Origin of the sequence: Phocaeicola faecalis, from assembly GCF_021730445.1 — a bacterium.
GTDB lineage: Bacteria > Bacteroidota > Bacteroidia > Bacteroidales > Bacteroidaceae > Phocaeicola > Phocaeicola faecalis.
In genome coordinates this window covers 1-19,667 of sequence record NZ_JADNRM010000018.1, presented here as the reverse complement: position 1 = coordinate 19,667, position 19,667 = coordinate 1, and the positions used below count along the sequence as shown (strand labels likewise).

Below are 19,667 nucleotides of genomic sequence, written 5' to 3'. Positions count from 1 at the left end.
TTTGATTATGTAATAGACTAATGCCATCCCATACTTTCTTTGTCTGCCTTGAGTTGAAAATATGGAATGGCAATACTTATTGTTTATGCTTCTTTCTTTTCTTCTGTTTCCTTTTCCTCAAAGCTTTCAGTTACTTTTATAGTTTTTGAAGTTCCTTCTTCAGCAGCCATAATTTCTTCTGAGCGTGAAGTCCAGGGACGTTTACCGAATATGCGCTCGACATCCTCGGCAAAAATAACTTCTTTTTCAACCAGAAGACGAGCCAACTCGTTGTGTCCGTCTTTGTGCTCGGACAAAATAGCTTTGGCACGATCATATTGTTCGTTAATCATGCGTTTGACTTCTTCGTCAATAAGTTCGGCTGTACGGTCGCTGTATGGTTTGCTAAAAGAATATTCGTCATTGCTGTAATAACATAAGTTAGGCAACTTGTCGCTCATTCCGGCGTATGCAATCATGCCGTAAGATTGTTTGGTCACTCTTTCCAAGTCGTTCATGGCCCCGGTTGAAATATGTCCGGTGAACAACTCTTCAGCGGCACGTCCGCCTAAAGTGGCACACATCTCGTCCAACATCTGTTCTTTAGTGGTGATTTGTCTTTCTTCCGGCAAATACCACGCAGCACCTAAAGCGCGGCCACGCGGAACGATGGTGACCTTAATCAATGGATTGGCATGTTCCAGAAACCATGAAAGGGTGGCATGACCGGCCTCGTGTAAAGCAATCGTATTCTTCTCTTCAGCGGTCATAATTTTGGTTTTCTTCTCCAAACCGCCGATAATACGGTCTACCGCATCCAGAAAATCTTGTTTCCCTACGGCAGGTCTTCCATGACGGGCGGCAATCAGGGCAGCCTCATTACATACATTGGCAATATCCGCACCGCTGAATCCCGGAGTCTGACGGGCCAATAAATCCACATCCACCGAATGGTCCAGTTTCAGGGGCTTTAAATGTACACCGAATACTTCTTTACGTTCATTCAAGTCGGGTAAGTCAACATGAATTTGACGGTCGAAACGTCCGGCGCGAAGCAATGCTTTATCAAGGATGTCTACACGGTTGGTAGCGGCCAAAATAATGACGCCACTGTTAGAACCGAAGCCGTCCATTTCGGTTAATAATTGGTTCAGTGTGTTTTCGCGCTCGTCATTTCCACCCATACTCGGGTTTTTGCCACGTGCACGTCCCACTGCATCAATTTCGTCGATGAAGATAATACAGGGAGCTTTTTCCTTGGCCTGACGGAAAAGGTCACGAACGCGTGAAGCACCTACACCGACAAACATTTCTACAAAGTCAGAACCAGACAATGAGAAGAACGGAACATCCGCTTCACCTGCCACGGCTTTTGCAAGCAGAGTCTTACCGGTTCCCGGAGGGCCTACAAGCAAGGCACCTTTAGGTATCTTACCTCCAAGTTCCGTATATTTCTGCGGTTGTTTCAGGAACTCTACAATTTCTTCCACCTCCTGCTTTGCTTCAGCTTGGCCGGCTACATCCTTAAATGTAATCCGGTTGGTCTTGTCTCCTTTCTCATATACCTGAGCTTTACTTTTACCCACGTTAAAAGGATTGGCGCCACCCGAACCCCCGCCTCCGCTCATACGGCGCATGGCAAACATCCAGATACCAATCAAGAGCAAGAAAGGAGCGATATTCCAAAATAGAGCACCGAAATAGTCACGTTTTTTCTCGTAACTGATTGAACCTGTGAAATGGCCTTCTTCCTGAGCTTTCTCCAAAAACTTGTCTAATGATTCCATCGAACCGATTTCTACGTTCAGAAAGGGGCTTCTTCCTACTTTCTTATAATCATTCTTGAATACATCTTTTATATATTCAGGCTTGATAAACATTTCAACTGTATTGTTATCATAAGCAATGATTTTATCCGCATATCCCTTGTTCACCATGTCTTTAAACTCGGTATAAGTGATTTGCTTGTCTACTCCCCCTTCTTGATTGGAAAAATAGAGGATACCAAAGCTCATTGCGATGATAACATATAACCAGCTTAAATTGAAGCGTGGCATATTTATTTTAGGCTTGTTGTTATTATTAGTTTCACTCATTTCTTTTCTATCATAGATTAATCTAAATCAGGTAAATAGGTAAGTTTGGCATCTGCCCATAGATGTTCCAAATTATAGAAATCTCTGACTTCGGGCAGGAATACATGCACTAAGACATCGCTATAGTCCATTGCTACCCATTGTGCATTGTGGAGTCCGTCTATGGCAGTCGGTTTATTATCTGTTGCGATACGCACATACTCTTTCACCGAGTCAACAATCGCTGTGACGTGGCTGGGAGAATTTCCTTGGCAGATAACAAAATAATTGCAAATCGTATCATCAATGTCACTAAGGTCTGCTACAACAATGTTTTTACCTTTCTTTTCTTGAATACCTTCTGTTATTTTTTTTACTAAGTTCTTTGCTTCATTCATTCTATTTAATGCTAATTTTACTCAATAGTCTACATTTACAACAAAGTACAAAGATACTTGGTTTTCTAATTCTAACGAAAAAATGTGCCTGAAATATGCACCCTTTTTGTTTTTTTTAGTTAGAGAGTCTTTTAATATTAGATTAATCCTTTGAGTGGCTTTCAATGTATCTTTGTTTTTACCCCAATATATTATGAAAGGCAAGGTGGTGATGTTGGATAAGCAGGAGTGGGGATTCGACCGTTTTACTAAAGCGGATGCATTTTTTTAGAAAAAAGTTATGTAAAAGTTTGTAGGTTCCAGAAAAAGCGGTATCTTTGCACCGTCAAAAACGAAATAAGGCTTTTGGCAAAGGACATTGGGATATGGTGTAATGGTAACACTACAGATTCTGGTCCTGTCATTCCAGGTTCGAATCCTGGTATCCCAACAAACAAACTACTTATTAAAGACAAAGCCCCTCTGAAATTGAAGTTTTAGAGGGGCTTTTGTTTTTTCAGGCTCTATCTTAAAATTAGGGATTAGCGGATATTTCGGGTCAAGTCAAAAAGTATGTGGGTATAATATTTGAGAAACATTGAAAGTCTGCAATGTTAAAAACATACATCCTTCCAAAGTATTATAAATCAAGTACATCAGACGAACACCTGATTGGACGTCAGCATTGCAACTCAGAGGTCATGCTTATCACCCACAGGGTTTTCAGATTAACCCGATATTTCGGGTCAAGTCAAATTAGTGGATATCAAAGGGAAGAGTAAGCCGTTTCATAGGGTCGGCCAAGGTCTTTTAAACGGAAGATTATTACAGACTACGGCAATGGACTGTACGGTCCACTGTAGCAGACTGTACGGTCTACTGTAACGGACTATACAGTCCGCTGCCGGAGACTGTAGTAATCCGACTGACAGAAAGGCATAATCGAAAGGACGAAAACGCTTAATCCGACTAATGAAACGACTTAGGGAGTTCAAAACGTATGCAGCGTTTGAAAACCGGAGGAGACAACATCCTGTGGACAGGTGTTTGCTTGATATGTTACCCCTCCCCAAAAAGAATAATAACTAACCGAAAAACCGCCATCTCAATATAAAAGGAAACCCTTCTAATCAAGATGGCGGAATCAAGATATAAGAATAATTCTTTTATTCTTTATTTATTGACTGACTGGTCAATGACTTCGATTTTTTTCAGTATCAAATCCAAATCAGCTTTCAGCTTTTCAACCTTACGATTCATTTCTGTTACCAGATTACTGCCTTTCTTTGACGAACTGGACAGGAATCCCAAGTTGTTCTCGTACGTTTGAATTTCATTTTTCATATTTTCATACGCACGAACCAGCTTTTCACGTTCACGGTATATATTACCTTCTTTACCAATGTTTGACTTGAAGTTACTCAACCTCTTCTGAGAAGCAGACAGGTTTAGTTTATCGAATAACTTATCGATTATTGCGTGATATTGCTTGTATAATTTATCTTTTTCCTTGAAGGGGACATGACCGATAGCATTCCATTCCTTCATCAGTTCGCGAATGGTATTACCGGCATCTTCATCAGGAGTCTCTTGAGCATTGATTGCACTCAGCTTTTCGATAATTTCTTTCTTCTGTGCCATGTTTTCCTGCTCAACGGAACGTTGTGAAGAAGTAGCCTTGTTCTTTTGGTCAAAGAAATAGTCGCAAGCACCTATGAAACGCTTCCATATCATTTCCGAATATTTCTTTGGAACCGGGCCGATGGTTTTCCATTCCTTTTGCAATTTGCTCAATACTTCGGCAGTAGCCTTCCAGTCTGTGCTGTCTTTCAGTGCTTCAGCCTTTTCGCATAATTCTTTCTTCTTCTCCAAATTGCCGGACATATTTTCCTTGATAGACTTGAAGAATTCTGCTTTGCGTTTAAAGAATTCGTCGCATGCCGAGCGGAAGCGTTCGAATATCTTCACATTCATTTTCTGCGGAGCATAGCCGATTGTTTTCCATTTGGCTTGCAGGGCAAGAACTTCCTGTGTCTTATTTTCCCAATCCTGGAAAGTGATGAATGTGTCATACTCCATTGTTTCCACAATTTCGCAAATGACGGTCTTTTCATCCAAGTTGCGTTGCTCTTTTTCTTTCAGTGCTTCGAAGTGCTGCTGGTGACGGCGGTTTACGGTTGTTGAAGCAGTCTTGAAGCGTGTCCAGATTTCTTCGCGCAATTCTTTGGCTACGGGGCCTGTATCACGGAATTCCTGATGCAGCTTTTGCAATTGGTGGAAAGCAGAAATGACGTCTTCTTCGTTGGCCAGTTTTTCGGCAGCTTCGCAAAGATGCAGCTTTATTTCGAGGTTTTTCTTGAAATCATATTCACGGAATTCATTGTTCAGCTTAATCAAATCGTAGAACTTTTCGGCGTAAAGTTGGTAACTCTTCCATAGTTCATTGATTTTGGCTGCCGGAACTTGCTTGATTTCATTCCATTCTTGCTGCAGTTTTTTGAATTCATTGTAGGCTTTGTTGGCGTCGTCGTGAGATTCGGACAGCTCTTTCAGTTTTTCAATGATGTTCAGTTTCTTCTGCAGGTTCTCTTCTCTTTCTTTTTCCTGCTCCGCAAGCATGGCACTTCTTTTCTCTTTGATGGAACTCATGGCTTCCTTGAAACGGCTTTCGGAGTCGTCTGAAGGCATTACAAATGTTTCGGGTGCTCCACCGGCTTCCATAAATGTTTTACGGGCCGCTTCCTGTTCTGCTTTGTGTAGCTTGTAGAAAGTTTGTTTCAGCAAGTCCAACTCTTGTTTGTCGGCATTGCAAGCATCCTCGTTGAGTTCTTTTAGACGTTCAATGACCTCTTCTTTGGTTTGTTTAGGTACATACATAGTGTCATTCTCTTCCGCTTGGGCGGGGGATGATACCAAAGTTTCGGGCGTCTTGTCCATCGGAACTTCGGTTAAAGGGCGATTAGTTTCATTCGAGTCCATCGTATAGATTTTTAAAGTGAGCTTTCTTGTTATAGCAACAATTTACAAATTAAAAGAAATAAATTAGAACTTCATACTATTTTGCCTGTTTTTTTTATTTTAGGCCGATAAATGTTGTATTTCGGGCACGAATCTCATTCTTTGTTACAATTAATATAATGATACAGAGTATGAAATCCGTGCCCGAAGCACATTATAAAGAAAGAGAATTACGATAGCAGTACCGTAATGCCCATATAAAGCATCATGCCTATGATGTCGTTGGTAATGGAGATAAACGGCCCCGTGGCGATGGCGGGATCTATTTTTAGTTTTTCGAGTGTCATGGGAACCAAGGTTCCGAAGATGGAGGCGAACATGACAACAGCAAATAAACTGACTGATACCGAGTAAGATACGGTGGCGGTTGCTCCGAAGCGGATGAAGTTATAAATATAAACCAACATGGAAATGATAGTGGCATTGATAACGGCTACTACTGATTCTTTAACAATTTGTTTCCATGTATTGTGGGCGTCCAGGGAGCTGTTGGCAAGTCCCTGAACCACTAGTGCGGAAGATTGTGTTCCCACATTTCCTCCCGTACCGCCGATTAGCGGGATATAGAGTGCCATTTCGGGGTGGGCGGCAAAGGTGCTGTCGAAGTTTCCCAAAATCATGGAGTTGCCGATGCCGCCAATCATTCCAATCAGCAGCCATGGAAGGCGTGCTGTGGTCTGGCGGAATACGCTGTCGTCTGTTTCTACGTCTTGGGACAAACCGGATGCCAACTGGTAATCGCGTTCTGCTTGTTCACGGACTTCGTCCATTACATCGTCTACGGTAATACGCCCCACTAGGCGGCCGATGCTGTCTACCACAGGAACTGCTACCAAGTCGTATTTTTCAATCAACTGAACCACTTCGTCTATCGGAGTGTCTACGTGCACCGAAAGCGGGTCTTTCTTCATTACATGCTTCACTTTGGAAACAGAAGGGCTGGTAATCATCTTTTTTAAGGGGAATACACCGCGTAGGCGTTCGTCGTCATCCACTACATATACATAATAGATTTCGTCCATGTCTTCTGCCTGAATACGCATTTCTTTCAGACATTCGGGCATACTCCAGTTTTCGTTAACGATGACCATTTCGGTACCCATCAAACCACCGGCAGTGTCTTCGTCGTATTTCAGCAAGTCGACGATGTCTCCTGCCTGTTCTATATCTTCGATGTGTGAAAGGACTTCTTCCTGTTTGTCTTCATCCATTTCACGGATGATGTCAACGGCATCATCCGAGTCCATGTAGTCTACAAATCGCTTGGCGATTGTTTCGGAAGGAAGTATCTCCAGGAAATCCTTACGTGCGTCTTCGTCCATTTCGATGAGGACATCGGCAGCCGTTTCATTATCCAATAACAGATAAATGAACCGGGCTTCTTCGGCATCCAGTTCATTGCACAGTTCGGCAATGTCGGCAGGATGCAAGCCAGAGAGCAGTCCTTTCAGTTCCTCGGAGTTCTTTTGCTCGATAAGCTGTTCTACTTTTTCTAATTCCTCTTTATTCATCCTATTTTTCTTCCGTTAATATAAAATAAATAGGTTATTCCTTTTTGCTTGTTGCACCCTTGCGGGCGATGTCGTTGCCGCAATTTATGTCTGCTTTGTCTTTCAGGGCGGCTTCTACTCGGTTGGTCAGCTCGATAAATTCCTGTACCGATAACTGTTCCGGTCGTTTGTTGAATACCGGATCATTGCTTAGCGGATTTCCTTTTTCTAAAATTGAAGAGATGGAATTTCGCAAAGTTTTGCGCCGTTGGTTGAAAGTGGTCTTCACGATGAGTCTGAACAATTTTTCGTTGCATCCCAGTTCTTTCGTTTCGTTGCGTGTCATTCGGATAACGGCACTCTTTACTTTCGGGGGCGGATTGAATACATGTTCGTGCACGGTGAACAGGTATTCCACCTTATACCACGCTTGGATTAGGATACTCAGGATGCCATAAGTCTTGCTGCCCGGACCGGCGGCGATACGTTCGGCCACTTCTTTCTGAATCATTCCGGTGCAACAAGGAATCAGGTCTTTATAGTCCAACATCTTAAAAAAGATTTGACTGGATATATTATACGGATAGTTACCGGTGAGAACAAAGGGGTTGCCATTAAACACCTTCTCCAGTTTCAGCTTTAAAAAGTCATCTTCTATGATGTTCCCCTCCAAAGCGGGGAAGTTCTCACGCAGATAGGCAACTGACTCAAAATCAAGCTCTACCACTTTTACTTCACGTCCTTTTTCCATCAGGAATTGGGTTAATACTCCCATGCCCGGTCCCACTTCGAGAATAGGTAAACCGGGACATTCGTCCACCGTATCGGCTATATCTTTTGCAATACTCAGGTCTTTAAGAAAGTGCTGTCCCAGAAACTTTTTTGGTTTGACTAATCCCATTCCGTTATTTTTCTATCATTAATAAATAGGTTTATTTCGCTAAGATAGTATCTTTGCATCGTGCAAAGGTAAACATTATAAATTTAAAATACGTTGATTTTGGAAGGAACTCATATAAAAAAGATTGTAAAAAAGAGCCTGCAGATACTGCTTCCGTTGGTTTTGGGAGCTGCGATAATGATATGGATGTACCGTGGATTTAATTTCGGGCATGTGTGGGAGGTATTGGATGGCGGGATGAATTATAGTTGGATGCTGCTTTCACTGGTATTTGGCGTGTTCAGTCACATCTTCCGGGGGTGGAGATGGAAACTTACATTGGCTCCGTTGGACGAGCATCCCAAAACATCAGACTGTGTGTATGCTGTTTTTGTGTCGTATGCTGCCAATCTGATTGTTCCTCGTGTGGGTGAAATCTCCCGTTGCGGCATTTTGGCAAAGTATGACGGCACTTCTTTTTCCAAGTCTTTGGGGACGGTGGTAACAGAGCGTCTGATTGATACCCTCTGTGTAGCTTTGATAACGGGGGTGACATTGTTGCTGCAAGCCGGCGTGTTCGCTACTTTTTTCAAAGAGACAGGAACTGATACGCGGGCGCTGACCGATGTATTGACCTCTGCTCATTTCTACATTATTATAATATGTGTTTTGGCTGTCTGTGTGCTGGCCTTTTTTCTGATAAGGAATGTGGCGGTGTTTGCAAAGGTGAGAGGTATCCTGCATAATGTGTGGGTTGGTATCCTTTCGTTGAAAGATGTGAAGCAGATGCCACTTTTCATCTTCTATACCGTTGCCATTTGGGTTTGTTATTTCCTGCAATTTTACGTGTCCTTCTTTTGTTTTGATTTCTCGGACAATCTGAGCATCATGGCTGCGCTGGTGATGTTTGTTGTCGGTAGTATTGCGGTCGTTGTTCCTACTCCTAACGGGGCAGGCCCGTGGCATTTTGCGGTCATAACCATGATGATGCTCTATGGAGTAGGTAAAGAAGATGCAGGAATTTTTGCACTATTAGTGCATGGAATACAAACCTTTTTATTAATTTTGTTGGGAATATATGGATTAGCGGCTTTGCCGTTCACTAATAAAACTAAGAAGTTATGAGTACAATTCTCTCTCTTGCTCCGCAGAACGTGTGGAAGCATTTCTATTCATTGACTCAGGTTCCCCGTCCTTCGGGCCATCTGAAGAAGATTCAAGAGTTCTTGCTGAACTTTGGAAAAAGTATCGGCGTAGAAACATTTCAAGACGAAGCAGGTAATATCATCTATCGTAAACCTGCTACTCCCGGTATGGAAAACCGTAAGAAAGTAATTCTTCAGTCACACATGGATATGGTGCCCCAGAAGAATAACGATACAGTACATGATTTTGAAAACGATCCCATCCAGACTTATATCGATGGCGATTGGGTGAAAGCCAAAGGTACTACATTGGGGGCCGACAATGGTATGGGTGTAGCTGCTATTATGGCTATTTTAGAGGACAAAACACTGAAACACGGACCGTTGGAAGCATTGATTACCGCCGATGAAGAAACAGGAATGTTTGGTGCATTCGGTTTGAAACCGGGGACAGTGGATGGCGATATCTTGTTGAACCTTGATTCGGAAGAAGAAGGCGAATTATATATAGGTTGTGCTGGTGGTGAAGATTTGACAGCCACTTTGGAATACAAAGAGGTAGAAACCGATTCTAATGATATTGCTTTGAAAGTGACCTTGAAAGGACTTCGCGGCGGTCACTCCGGCCTTGAAATCAACGAAGGCCGTGCCAATGCCAATAAGTTGATGGCACGTTTTATGAATCAGGTGATTACTTATGATGAGGCATGTCTGGTATCATGGCAGGGCGGAAATATGCGTAATGCCATTCCCCGTGAGTGCGAAGTGGTGATTACTGTTCCGGCTGAAGAAGAAGCTGATGTGATGGAATATGTACAAGAGTGCGAGGCTTTGTGGAATGAAGAATACCACGTGCACGAAACTCCAATCAGCTTTAAGGCGGAGCGTGTCGAACTGCCTGCAATGATGGTTCCCGATGAAATCAGAGATAATCTGGTTGATGCCCTCTATGCTTGTCAGAACGGTGTGTCACGTATGATTCCGACTATTCCTGATACCGTGGAAACATCTTCCAACCTGGCTATTGTCACTATTGGTGGCGGTAAAGCGGAAATAAAGATTTTGACCCGCAGCTCACGCGACTCTATGAAGGACTACCTGAATACTTCTTTGGAAAGCTGTTTCTCTATGGCTGGTATGGAAGTGACACGCACAGGCGGTTATTCCGGTTGGGAGCCGAATGTCGATTCTCCTATTTTGAAAGCAATGAAGGAGTCGTATAAGGCACAGTTTGGCAAGGAACCGGAAGTGAAAGTGATTCATGCCGGTTTGGAATGTGGTATTATCGGTGCTGTTGTTCCGGGTTTGGATATGATTTCATTCGGGCCTACCCTGCGTTCTCCTCATTCACCCGACGAACGTTGCTATATTCCTTCGGTTGCCAAGTTCTATGATTTCGTAGTGGCAACATTGGGCAATACGCCGGTCAAAGAATAAAGAATATCAATTCATTTAGATAGTTGCAGATGAGGCTGGATTCTTAGAATTCAGCCTCGTTTGATATTAAGTCCATGCTTATACCTTCATAGTTGGTTGATTCCGAAAGGATGGCTGCTGAATATTGCAGAAAATCCGTTCTCCCTTGTTTTGTTAATTTAACTATTAATTATGCAGTGCTGAACTACATAATGCGTTTCTTTGTTAAAGGAACAATTAAAGACGAAGCTTATGAATACTCGTTATTATTTTCTGATAGTGCTCTTGGCAATGAGTTTATTTGCTCCATTGCATGCACAAACTTATGATAAAATGTGGAAAGAGGTAGAACAACTTCAAAAGAAAGACCTTCCTAAGTCTGTGGTGTCCGCATCGATGAAAATTTATGATAAGGCGAAGGCTGAGCGTGATGTACCGCAAATGATGAAGGCTTATCTGACCGCCATGCAATATCGCGCTCTGGTCACTCCCGACAGTTTGGAGGCGGATATCAGAGAGCTGGAAAATTGGGCAAAACAAACAGAAAAGGTAGAGGACAGGGCTGTGCTTTATTCCATCTTAGGCGAGTTGACTATCTCGAAAGATATAAAGCAGGGTTTTAATTTCCTGCAGTCTTCACTGAAAGACCGAGACTTGTTGGCGGGTTGTTCGGTGGAAAAGCTGAAGCCGATGGCAAAAGTCGGAGAAATGAGCAGGCGCTATTTCCATGATAATCTGTATGATTTGCTGGCGCGTCGTGCCCTCTTGCTGATGAAGCAAAACAAATGGAAAGCTGCTTCTGTCGGAAATCAGACCAACACATTGCCGACACAGGTGAAGGATATAAAGAGCTTTATGGCATATACGGTAGTGCCGGTGTCCGATTGTGATTTTGTGGCGGCGATTCTGCAGAATTACCGTTCGCTCTTGACACTGTATGATACACCCAAGTATCGTTCGGCATGGATATTGACCGGAATCGGAACACTGGATTATCTGTTTGATACATTCAATCAGAATTTCTCTAATGAGGATTGCCAAAGGGAATTACATTCTTGGATAGCCGGATATCCCGGTGAGGAGGTCGGAGCTGAAGTTTATCTGGCGCTGTCGGACTACTTGCAAAAGCAAAACAATCAGGTGGAGCGCCTGAAAGTGGTACGTGAGGGAATTTCCAAATACCCCCGTTATGTAGGTGTCAACCAACTGAAAAATATAGAAAAGGAAATTTTGAATCCTTTCCTGTCGCTGGAGGTGTCTTCGGCTTATCCGGGCAAAATGCAAGAGTTGAAAGTAAACTATAAGAATTTGAACGGCTTTACCTTGCAGCTGTATAAGATTGACTTGCCTGTCACTTCTGTGATGTGGGCTAGTAATATGAAAAATTTCGTTGCGAAGTATGGTAAGTTGCAAAAGGAGGAGTACTTTCCGTTGAAAGGGACTGCCGATTATTTGCCGGTTGATACTACGTTACGGATTCAGGCTCCGCAGCCGGGTATATATTACTTGAAGGCTGTGCCAAAAGGAAAAGTCGGCGAATCAGACGGAACATTGATGTATGTCACTGCCTTGAGAGTGATTTATCGTCCCTTGCCTGACGATGATTTGGAATTGGTAGTGGTGGATGCCGAAAGCGGACATCCTGTGCCTGATGCCGAAGTGGTGGTTTATACCGGTACGGACGGACGTTTCATGCCATCGCAAACCTATCCGGCTGATAAAGAAGGTACACTGAAGCTCGGCTTCCCCGACAAGAAGAGGACTATTATGTATAATGCCCGTACGATGGGCGATACGGCTATGCCGATTACTGATTTGTGGAAGCAGATTTATTATGCTCCTTCGGAGGAATATGAACAGGAAATATTGAATCTGTTCACAGACCGTTCCATCTATCGTCCGGGACAAACGGTTTATGTTTCGGGCATTGCATATAAACAGCAGCAGGATGACACTCAGGTATTGGCCGATAAAAAATATACGGTGACGCTGTATGATGTCAATAATAATAAGGTGGGCGAGGTGAAGGTGACAACCAACTCGTTCGGGTCTTTCAGTGGTCAGTTCACACTGCCTTCTCCCTGTCTGACCGGTTACTTCAGGTTGCAGGCCGGTTCTGCTTCCGGCGGTTTCAGGGTGGAAGAGTATAAACGCCCTATGTTTGATGTGACTTTTGAACCGGTCAAGGCCGAATATCAAATAGGCGATTCTGTGCTCCTTACCGGTGTGGCAAGAACATTTGCGGGTGCTCCGGTGCAGAACGCGAAAGTGAATTATAGTATCAGCCGTTCTTTCTCCTGGGTCTGGCGGTCTATGGGGCCCCGGTCTGCCGTTTGGAACGGAGAAACGACAACAGATGCCGAAGGTAAATTTACAGTTCCGGTACATTTTGAGGTGGACTCTGATGTGAGAGACGGTGCGGCATGGTATTATACTTATCAGGTACAGGCGGATGTGACCGACGGTGCGGGCGAAACGCAACAGGCCAATCTGTCGTTGCCATTGGGTAAGACTTCTGTTGTGCTGGCTATCAAGGGCTTGTCTGCACAGACAGTGAAAGAGAAAGCCCGGGAATTGACCTTTTCTGCCACTAACTTATCGGGAAAACCGGTAGACACGGAGATTGTTTATCAGGTGTTTAAATCCAATGACAGGAATAATAAAACCGGTGAGAAGATGTTGCAGGCTACGACCGCATCCAATAAAAAGTTTCTGCCCGAAGCATTGTACCGACTTCCTTCCGGCTCTTATGTCCTGAGGATTTCGGCTAAGGATGCGCAGGGCAGAGAATGTACGGCATCCCAAGACTTTCTGTTGTTCTCGCTCGACGACAAACGGCCGCCGATACCCACCGCTGATTGGTTCTATCAGGACGGAGAGGAATTTGAAGGAGATTCTCCGGCTACTATCTATGTTGGCAGCAGTGAAAAGAGCATCTATCTTCTTTATGATGTCTTTTCCGGCAATAAGCGGGTGGAAAGCAGACGCGTGCAGTTCTCCGATTCCATTGTCAGCTTCCCTCTTACTTACAAGCAGGAGTATGGAAATGGGGTAATGGTAAGTGTCGCTTTTGTGAAAGACGGACAACTTTATACGCACTATGCACAGATTACCAAACCTGAACCGGACAAGGAATTGCAGTTGAAGTGGAATACGTTCCGCGATAAGCTCCGTCCCGGTCAGCAGGAAGAATGGAAACTGAGCGTGCTTTATCCCGATGGCCGTCCGGCTGATGCCGAATTGTTGGCTACGATGTACGATGCCTCTTTGAATCAGTTCTATAAGCATGACTTTTTCTTCCGTTTGAACTTCAACCGTCGCATGCCACATTCCCAATGGAACAGATGGTATGCACGGACTGAATATATCTATGTCAATTTCCCCTTCAAGAGTTTGAATACCTCTTCATTCTCTTATAGTGAATTGCTGGTTCCGGGCATCAGAAATGTTGTGCCTTATGCCATGAAGGGCTTGTCTGGTGCTGTTAATTATGCACGGCGAGCGAAGTTGATTACTACCCAATCGGAAGCTGCGGTTGCCCAAGATGTGGTGCTTGAAAATGTGGTATTTGAGGAAGAAGTGGTTCCTTTCGAGAACGCGAAGATGATGGATGCGGGTGCTTTGGAAGAAACAGGAAACGTGCAGGTGCGTCAGAACTTTGCCGAAACAGCGTTCTTCTACCCGCAGCTGCGTACCAATGGGCAGGGTGAGGTCAGCATCTCGTTTGTATTGCCCGAAAGCTTGACAAAATGGAAGTTTATGGGGCTGGCGCATACCAAGGAGGTGGACTACGGCCGGATAGAGGCGACTGCTACTGCCGCCAAAGAGTTCATGCTTCAACCCAATATGCCGCGTTTTGTCCGTGTGGGCGATAAGGCAAACATAGCAGCTTCACTGATTAATCTGTCGGATAAAGCTGTGAACGGTACAGTTAGAATGGAACTTTTTAATCCTGAAACAGAGAAGGTTCTCTATACTCAAAAACAGAAGTTCGGAGTGAAAGCGGGAGAAACAGGCAATGTGAACTTTACTTTTGACGTCACTGATAAATATACCATATTGGCATGCCGCATGGTGGCCGACGGAGATACGTTCAGTGATGGCGAGCAGCGATATATCCCGGTGTTGACGGATAAACAATGGGTGACGGAAAGTGTGTCGTTGGATGTTAACGGCAAAGGAAGTTATACTTTCTCATTGGAACATCTGTTTAATAACCACAGTCGTACGGCATCCGACCAGAAGATGACAGTGGAATTTACGAGCAATCCCGTATGGTATGCTGTCATGGCATTGCCGGTGGTTGCGGTTCCGCAGGGAGAGGATGCCTTGTCGTGGGCTTCAGCTTATTATGCGAATGCGTTGGCCGAGTTCATTGTGAGTTCAAATCCGCGTATCAAGCAGATATTTGACAGTTGGCTGGCACAGGGAGGCACAAAGGAAACCTTCATGAGCCGGTTGCAAAAGAATCAGGAGCTGAAGAACATATTGCTGGCAGAGACGCCGTGGCTGACCGAAGCTATGAATGAAGAAGAACAACGCCAACGCATTGCCACCTTGTTTGATTTGAATACGATGAGTAATAAATTGTCTGTCTGCATGGCGCGTTTGAACGAGTTGCAGAATGTTGATGGTGCGTGGAGCTGGTACAAGGGTATGCCGGGCAACCGCTATATGACTACTCAGATAGCGGAAATGTTGGCTCGCCTGCAGGTAATGACCGGTGGAAAACTGAACCAAGACCTCTCTGCCATGTATCAGAAAGCATTAAACTATCTTGCTGTGCAGGCCGAGAACGAATATAAGGCAATGAAAGAAGCCGAAAAGAAAGGCGTGACGAAGGTTAGTCCCTCAGAACAGACGCTTCAATATCTGTATATCTGTGCATTGAACGGTAAAGCCGGGGCAAAAGCCGGTGTGAACCGTTACTTCATCAGTAAGTTGAGTGCACAAGCGGCTGACCTGACCATTTATGGCAAGGCGCTCTCTGCCATTGTTTTACAACAGGCCGGAGAGACGGCAAAGGCGAAAGAGTTTATGCAGTCACTTATGGAGTATTCGGTGGTGACAGAAAAGATGGGACGTTATTTTGATACTCCCAAGGCGCATTATTCTTGGTTCAGTTACAAGATTCCGACCGAAGTCGCTGCAATGGAGGCAGTGCAATATATTACCAAAGATGTGCAGGTGTTGAATCAGATGAAACGCTGGCTTTTGAAAGAGAAGCAAACGCAGACTTGGGATACCCCCATTGCTACAGTGAATGCTGTATATGCCTTGCTGAATTCGGGTACGGACTTATTGGCAAACTCTGATGCCGTGAAGATTACCTTGGGAAAAGAGGTGATTCAGACATCGGCGGAAGAGCCGGTGGGTTATCTCAAGAAGGTGGTGGAAGGCAATGTGATGAATCTGAAGAAGGTGACGGTGGATTGTGAAGGCAGCGGCATGGGCTGGGGAGCTGTGTATGCTCAATATCTGGAGAATATGAATCGGGTGGGTGAGCAAAGTAACGGCTTGTCCATCAGCCGCAACCTTTATAAAGGAGAGACACTCATAAAAGAAGGTGCTTTGTTGGATGTAGGTGATAAGATTACCGTTCGTTTGACAGTAAAGGCAGACCGGGATATGGATTTCGTACAGATTAAAGATGAGCGTGCCGCCTGTATGGAACCGTTGGCAACATTGTCCGGTTATCGTCTGGGCACAAACCTGGGGTATTATCAAGCGACGAAAGATGCTTCCACCTCTTTCTTCATCAATCAAATGCGTAAAGGAATGTATGTGATAGAGTATCAGGTGTATGTGACCCGCTCAGGCGAATATCAGTCTGGGATAGCGACGATTCAGTCGGCTTATGCACTCGAGTTCGGCGGGCATACAGGAGGATATAAAGTAGTGGTGAAATAAGAATTGTAAAGGGAGTGTGCCAAAACTAAAATGGCCTATCCCATCGTCATCTGTAGGGGCGGGGTTTGCCTGCCCGAAGACACAAAGCCAACTGTTTTCGGGCGAGCGAACCTCGCCCCTACGAACTAAACGACAGTTTTGACACACCCCCTTACAACTTAATAACAGGTTATTTTCATTTGGAGATATCCGCTTGTCTTTTGGCGCTGCGGCCTCCATCATATTCCAATCGGAAATCAAAGTTTCCTATTGTTCCGTAGAAGTATCCGCCATTGATATGCGGATAATCGATAACGATAGACTGTCCGGTGTTGTAGTCTATGTATAACCGTCCGTTTTCAATAAACCAGTCGAATTTATAAGTGTCATAATATTCGAAGGGAGGAGTGGCATAATAGACATCTTCCGTTCCCACACCGTGGTCGGGGCGAGAGCCGGATGTGAATGTGATATAGCTGTCAAGAGCATAACCGTCAAAGTCGCTGGCGCCCATATCGCCGAACCATGTTACTCCATACAATCCCGACAAATCAAAGCCGATATCTTCGTCGCTCTCACAGGAAGAAAAACCGAGCGTGACAACTAGTGCAGTCAGTATAAATAGATAATTCTTCAATGTTTTCATAATATTCCAGTTTGTGATTCTAATCTTTTTGTTTTAACACCTTGTAATGCAAAGATAATACTTTTTTTCCTTACCTTTGTTACTTTAAACGAAGAATTTAGATTGGTATGAAATACATAATGCTGATAATAAGTATGTTGCTGGGGGCGGGGCTCTCAGCCTTTGCGCAGCCAAAAGCCTCTTTTGATAAAACAACGCATGAATTTGGAACTATTTTATGGAAGAATCCGGCGACGGCAACTTTTAAAATAACAAATAAAGGCGATAAGCCGTTAGTGATATCCAATGTCACCACATCTTGCGGATGTACCGTTACCGACTGGACTAAATCTCCTATCCTGCCGGGTAAAACGGGCGAAGTCAGTTCTACGTTTGACGCCAAGGCGCTCGGCCGTTTCCAGAAGAGTATCGGCATTTATTGTAATGCATCAGACAAGCCTATTTATTTGGCTTTTCGCGGAGAAGTGACTGCCGACCCTAAGAATTATACCTTTACCCATCCTTATCAAATCGGTGCAATCCGTCTGAATAAGGAAGAAATAGAGTTCGACGATGCGAACAGGGGAGATAAACCGACCATGGAATTGCTGATAGCCAATACCTCGGACAAGGTCTATACGCCTGTGTTGATGCATCTTCCTCCTTATTTGAGTGCGGTGGCCACTCCCGACAAGCTGGGACGTAACCGCACCGGAAAGATAAAGGTGACCCTTGATACCGAAAAACTTCCCAAACTGGGACTGACTACCGCTTCGGTCTATCTGTCTCGTTTCCCCGGAGACAAGGTGGGTGAGGAAAATGAAATTCCGGTTTCGGCTGTGCTGTTGCCTGATTTCTCTCATATCAGTCAGCAGGAACGCCTGAATCCTCCCGTTATTCATCTTTCTGCCAAAGAGCTGGTCATGGGAGAATTGGCCGCTGACGAGAAACGCTCGCAGACGATTATAGTGAAGAATGTGGGTAAGTCTAATTTGGAAATACGTGATTTGCAAGTGTTCAACTCTGCTTTGGGAGTGCAGTTGAAGAAACGTACCTTGAAGCCGGGAGCGACGACTAAGATGAAGATTACGGCTTATGGACATAACCTCAAGAAAGTGAAAGGCTCACCTCGTGTCTTGGTGATAACGAATGACCCGAACAGCCCGAAAATAATTATCAAAGTGAAAGTAACCTCAAAGAAATAGCTATGGAACATCCTGAGAATAGTGAAGAATACAAAGGGTTGGTTGTTAATGCGGGCATTGAACAACCGTCCATCGTGAATCCTTATTTGAAATTCCGCAAGAAACCGCGCCGTCGTGAGTTCTCTGTGGGAGAGTATGTAGAAGGTATTGTGAAAGGTGACGTGACTGTCTTGAGCCAGGCTGTGACTCTGGTCGAGAGTGTGAAACCCGAACATCAGGCTATCGCTCAGGAGGTGATAGAAAAATGTCTGCCTTATTCCGGTCAGTCGATTCGTATCGGAATCAGCGGAGTGCCGGGCGCCGGCAAGAGTACTTCCATCGATGTATTCGGGCTGCATGTGCTTCAGCAAGGAGGAAAGTTGGCTGTCTTGGCTATTGACCCCAGCAGTGAACGTTCCAAAGGCAGTATTTTGGGCGACAAAACCCGCATGGAAAAATTGGCAGTTCATCCCAATGCTTTTATTCGCCCCAGTCCGTCGGCAGGCTCATTGGGCGGTGTGGCACGAAAGACTCGTGAAACGATTATCCTGTGCGAAGCAGGAGGGTTTGATAAGATATTCGTCGAAACGGTGGGAGTCGGTCAGAGTGAAACAGCGGTACACTCGATGGTGGACTTCTTTTTACTGATTCAGTTGGCGGGTACGGGTGATGAATTGCAAGGCATCAAACGGGGTATCATGGAGATGGCGGATGGCATTGTCATCAACAAGGCCGACGGCAATAACATAGAGAAAGCGAAACTGGCAGCGAGCCATTTTCGGAATGCGCTGCACCTGTTCCCGGCACCCGATTCGGGATGGTCGCCCAAAGTTCTGACTTATTCGGGCTTTTATGGCTTGGGCATCAAGGAGATATGGGACATGGTTGATGAATATTTTGCTTTTGTGAAAGCGAACGGCTATTTTGAACAGCGCCGTAACGAACAGGCAAAATACTGGATGTACGAGTCTATCAACGAGCACCTGCGCGACAGCTTTTATAATAATGAGACAATAGCTTCTATGCTGGCTGTGAAGGAAGAGGAAGTGTTGAACGGAAAGTTGACTTCTTTTGTTGCGGCAAAGAAGTTGCTGGACGCTTATTATGATACGTTGAAGTGATACAGTAAAGGGGATGTATCAAAACTTTTCTTTTATCGAAGGGAGTGTGTCAAAACTAAACCAGCCTATCCAATCGTCAGTTGTAGGGGCAGGGTTTGCCTGCCCGAAGGCNCTTATGAGAGTTTCGAGACACCTTCTTTATTGTGTTGGCATGTTTTTATGGAATCATTATTTTCTGATGCCGCACTTCCGTTCCGTTCGAAATGCTTAAGTGATAAACTCCCGAAGCCCATGAGTACGACATCAGGTTAGTAGGGTCCGGGTTATAATAGTCACCATTGGCGTCTATTCCTGTGCCTATGTATTCTCCAAAAATATTCCATTCACAAGGACCGGCGGGAGTATCGGTCAGAATCAATATAGTCACTTCCTAATAAATAGAAATTGATTTTTGCAGAAGCGTAATAACCATTTAAATTAGTTATGACTGTTTGCGCTACTTCCTCTTTATTAAATCCCACTCCGCTA

12 protein-coding genes and 1 tRNA gene are annotated in these 19,667 nt (G+C 44.5%); 6 read left to right on the top strand and 7 right to left on the bottom strand.

Annotation, left to right across the window (positions count from 1 at the left end; all coding sequences use genetic code 11):
• Positions 1–83 precede the first annotated feature (83 nt).
• A complete protein-coding gene (gene ftsH, locus IR173_RS14700) occupies positions 84–2,075 on the bottom strand; it encodes an ATP-dependent zinc metalloprotease FtsH (RefSeq protein WP_237040299.1) in 1,992 nt (663 codons plus the stop codon).
• A 17-nt stretch (positions 2,076–2,092) separates the two neighbouring features.
• A complete protein-coding gene (gene rsfS, locus IR173_RS14695) occupies positions 2,093–2,452 on the bottom strand; it encodes a ribosome silencing factor (RefSeq protein WP_237040298.1) in 360 nt (119 codons plus the stop codon).
• 359 nt (positions 2,453–2,811) lie between these two features.
• On the opposite strand from rsfS, the gene IR173_RS14690 reads away from it, so the two are divergent.
• Positions 2,812–2,882 (top strand) — tRNA-Gln (locus IR173_RS14690).
• Positions 2,883–3,604: 722 nt separating this feature from the next.
• On the opposite strand, the gene IR173_RS14685 is transcribed toward IR173_RS14690, so the two are convergent.
• From IR173_RS14685 to rsmA, 3 genes are all read right to left on the bottom strand, one after another.
• Positions 3,605–5,410 (bottom strand): DUF349 domain-containing protein, encoded by a 1,806-nt coding sequence (locus IR173_RS14685; protein WP_237040297.1) that lies wholly within the window; start codon positions 5,408–5,410, stop codon positions 3,605–3,607.
• A gap of 209 nt (positions 5,411–5,619) precedes the next feature.
• Complete coding sequence (gene mgtE / locus IR173_RS14680) at positions 5,620–6,960, bottom strand: magnesium transporter (protein WP_237040296.1); 1,341 nt, start codon at positions 6,958–6,960, stop codon at positions 5,620–5,622.
• Positions 6,961–6,994: 34 nt separating this feature from the next.
• Entirely contained in the window at positions 6,995–7,840 is an 846-nt protein-coding gene (gene rsmA / locus IR173_RS14675) for a 16S rRNA (adenine(1518)-N(6)/adenine(1519)-N(6))-dimethyltransferase RsmA (RefSeq protein ID WP_237040295.1), read from the bottom strand.
• 99 nt (positions 7,841–7,939) lie between these two features.
• Between rsmA and IR173_RS14670 the strand changes: the two genes are divergently transcribed.
• The 3 genes from IR173_RS14670 to IR173_RS14660 all read left to right on the top strand — a co-directional run bounded on the left by IR173_RS14670 (position 7,940) and on the right by IR173_RS14660 (position 16,290).
• Positions 7,940–8,944: a lysylphosphatidylglycerol synthase transmembrane domain-containing protein gene (locus IR173_RS14670; protein ID WP_237040294.1), complete on the top strand. Its 1,005-nt coding sequence runs from the start codon at positions 7,940–7,942 to the stop codon at positions 8,942–8,944.
• On the top strand, positions 8,941–10,401 hold the full coding sequence (locus tag IR173_RS14665) for an aminoacyl-histidine dipeptidase (protein ID WP_237040293.1): 1,461 nt from the start codon (positions 8,941–8,943) through the stop codon (positions 10,399–10,401). The genes IR173_RS14670 and IR173_RS14665 overlap by 4 nt, the downstream gene beginning before the upstream one ends.
• A gap of 231 nt (positions 10,402–10,632) precedes the next feature.
• Complete coding sequence (locus IR173_RS14660; RefSeq protein WP_237040292.1) at positions 10,633–16,290, top strand: alpha-2-macroglobulin family protein; 5,658 nt, start codon at positions 10,633–10,635, stop codon at positions 16,288–16,290.
• Positions 16,291–16,465: 175 nt separating this feature from the next.
• Here IR173_RS14660 and IR173_RS14655 read toward each other — a convergent pair whose 3' ends face one another.
• Positions 16,466–16,915 (bottom strand): hypothetical protein, encoded by a 450-nt coding sequence (locus IR173_RS14655; protein ID WP_237040291.1) that lies wholly within the window; start codon positions 16,913–16,915, stop codon positions 16,466–16,468.
• A 107-nt stretch (positions 16,916–17,022) separates the two neighbouring features.
• On the opposite strand from IR173_RS14655, the gene IR173_RS14650 reads away from it, so the two are divergent.
• Both IR173_RS14650 and meaB read left to right on the top strand, forming a co-directional pair.
• Entirely contained in the window at positions 17,023–18,099 is a 1,077-nt protein-coding gene (locus IR173_RS14650) for a DUF1573 domain-containing protein (protein ID WP_237040290.1), read from the top strand.
• Positions 18,100–18,101: 2 nt separating this feature from the next.
• Positions 18,102–19,199 (top strand): methylmalonyl Co-A mutase-associated GTPase MeaB, encoded by a 1,098-nt coding sequence (gene meaB, locus IR173_RS14645; protein ID WP_237040289.1) that lies wholly within the window; start codon positions 18,102–18,104, stop codon positions 19,197–19,199.
• 157 nt (positions 19,200–19,356) lie between these two features.
• Here the strand turns inward: meaB and IR173_RS14640 are convergent, their stop codons facing one another.
• Positions 19,357–19,566: a hypothetical protein gene (locus IR173_RS14640; protein WP_237040288.1), complete on the bottom strand. Its 210-nt coding sequence runs from the start codon at positions 19,564–19,566 to the stop codon at positions 19,357–19,359.
• Positions 19,567–19,667: the final 101 nt, after the last annotated feature.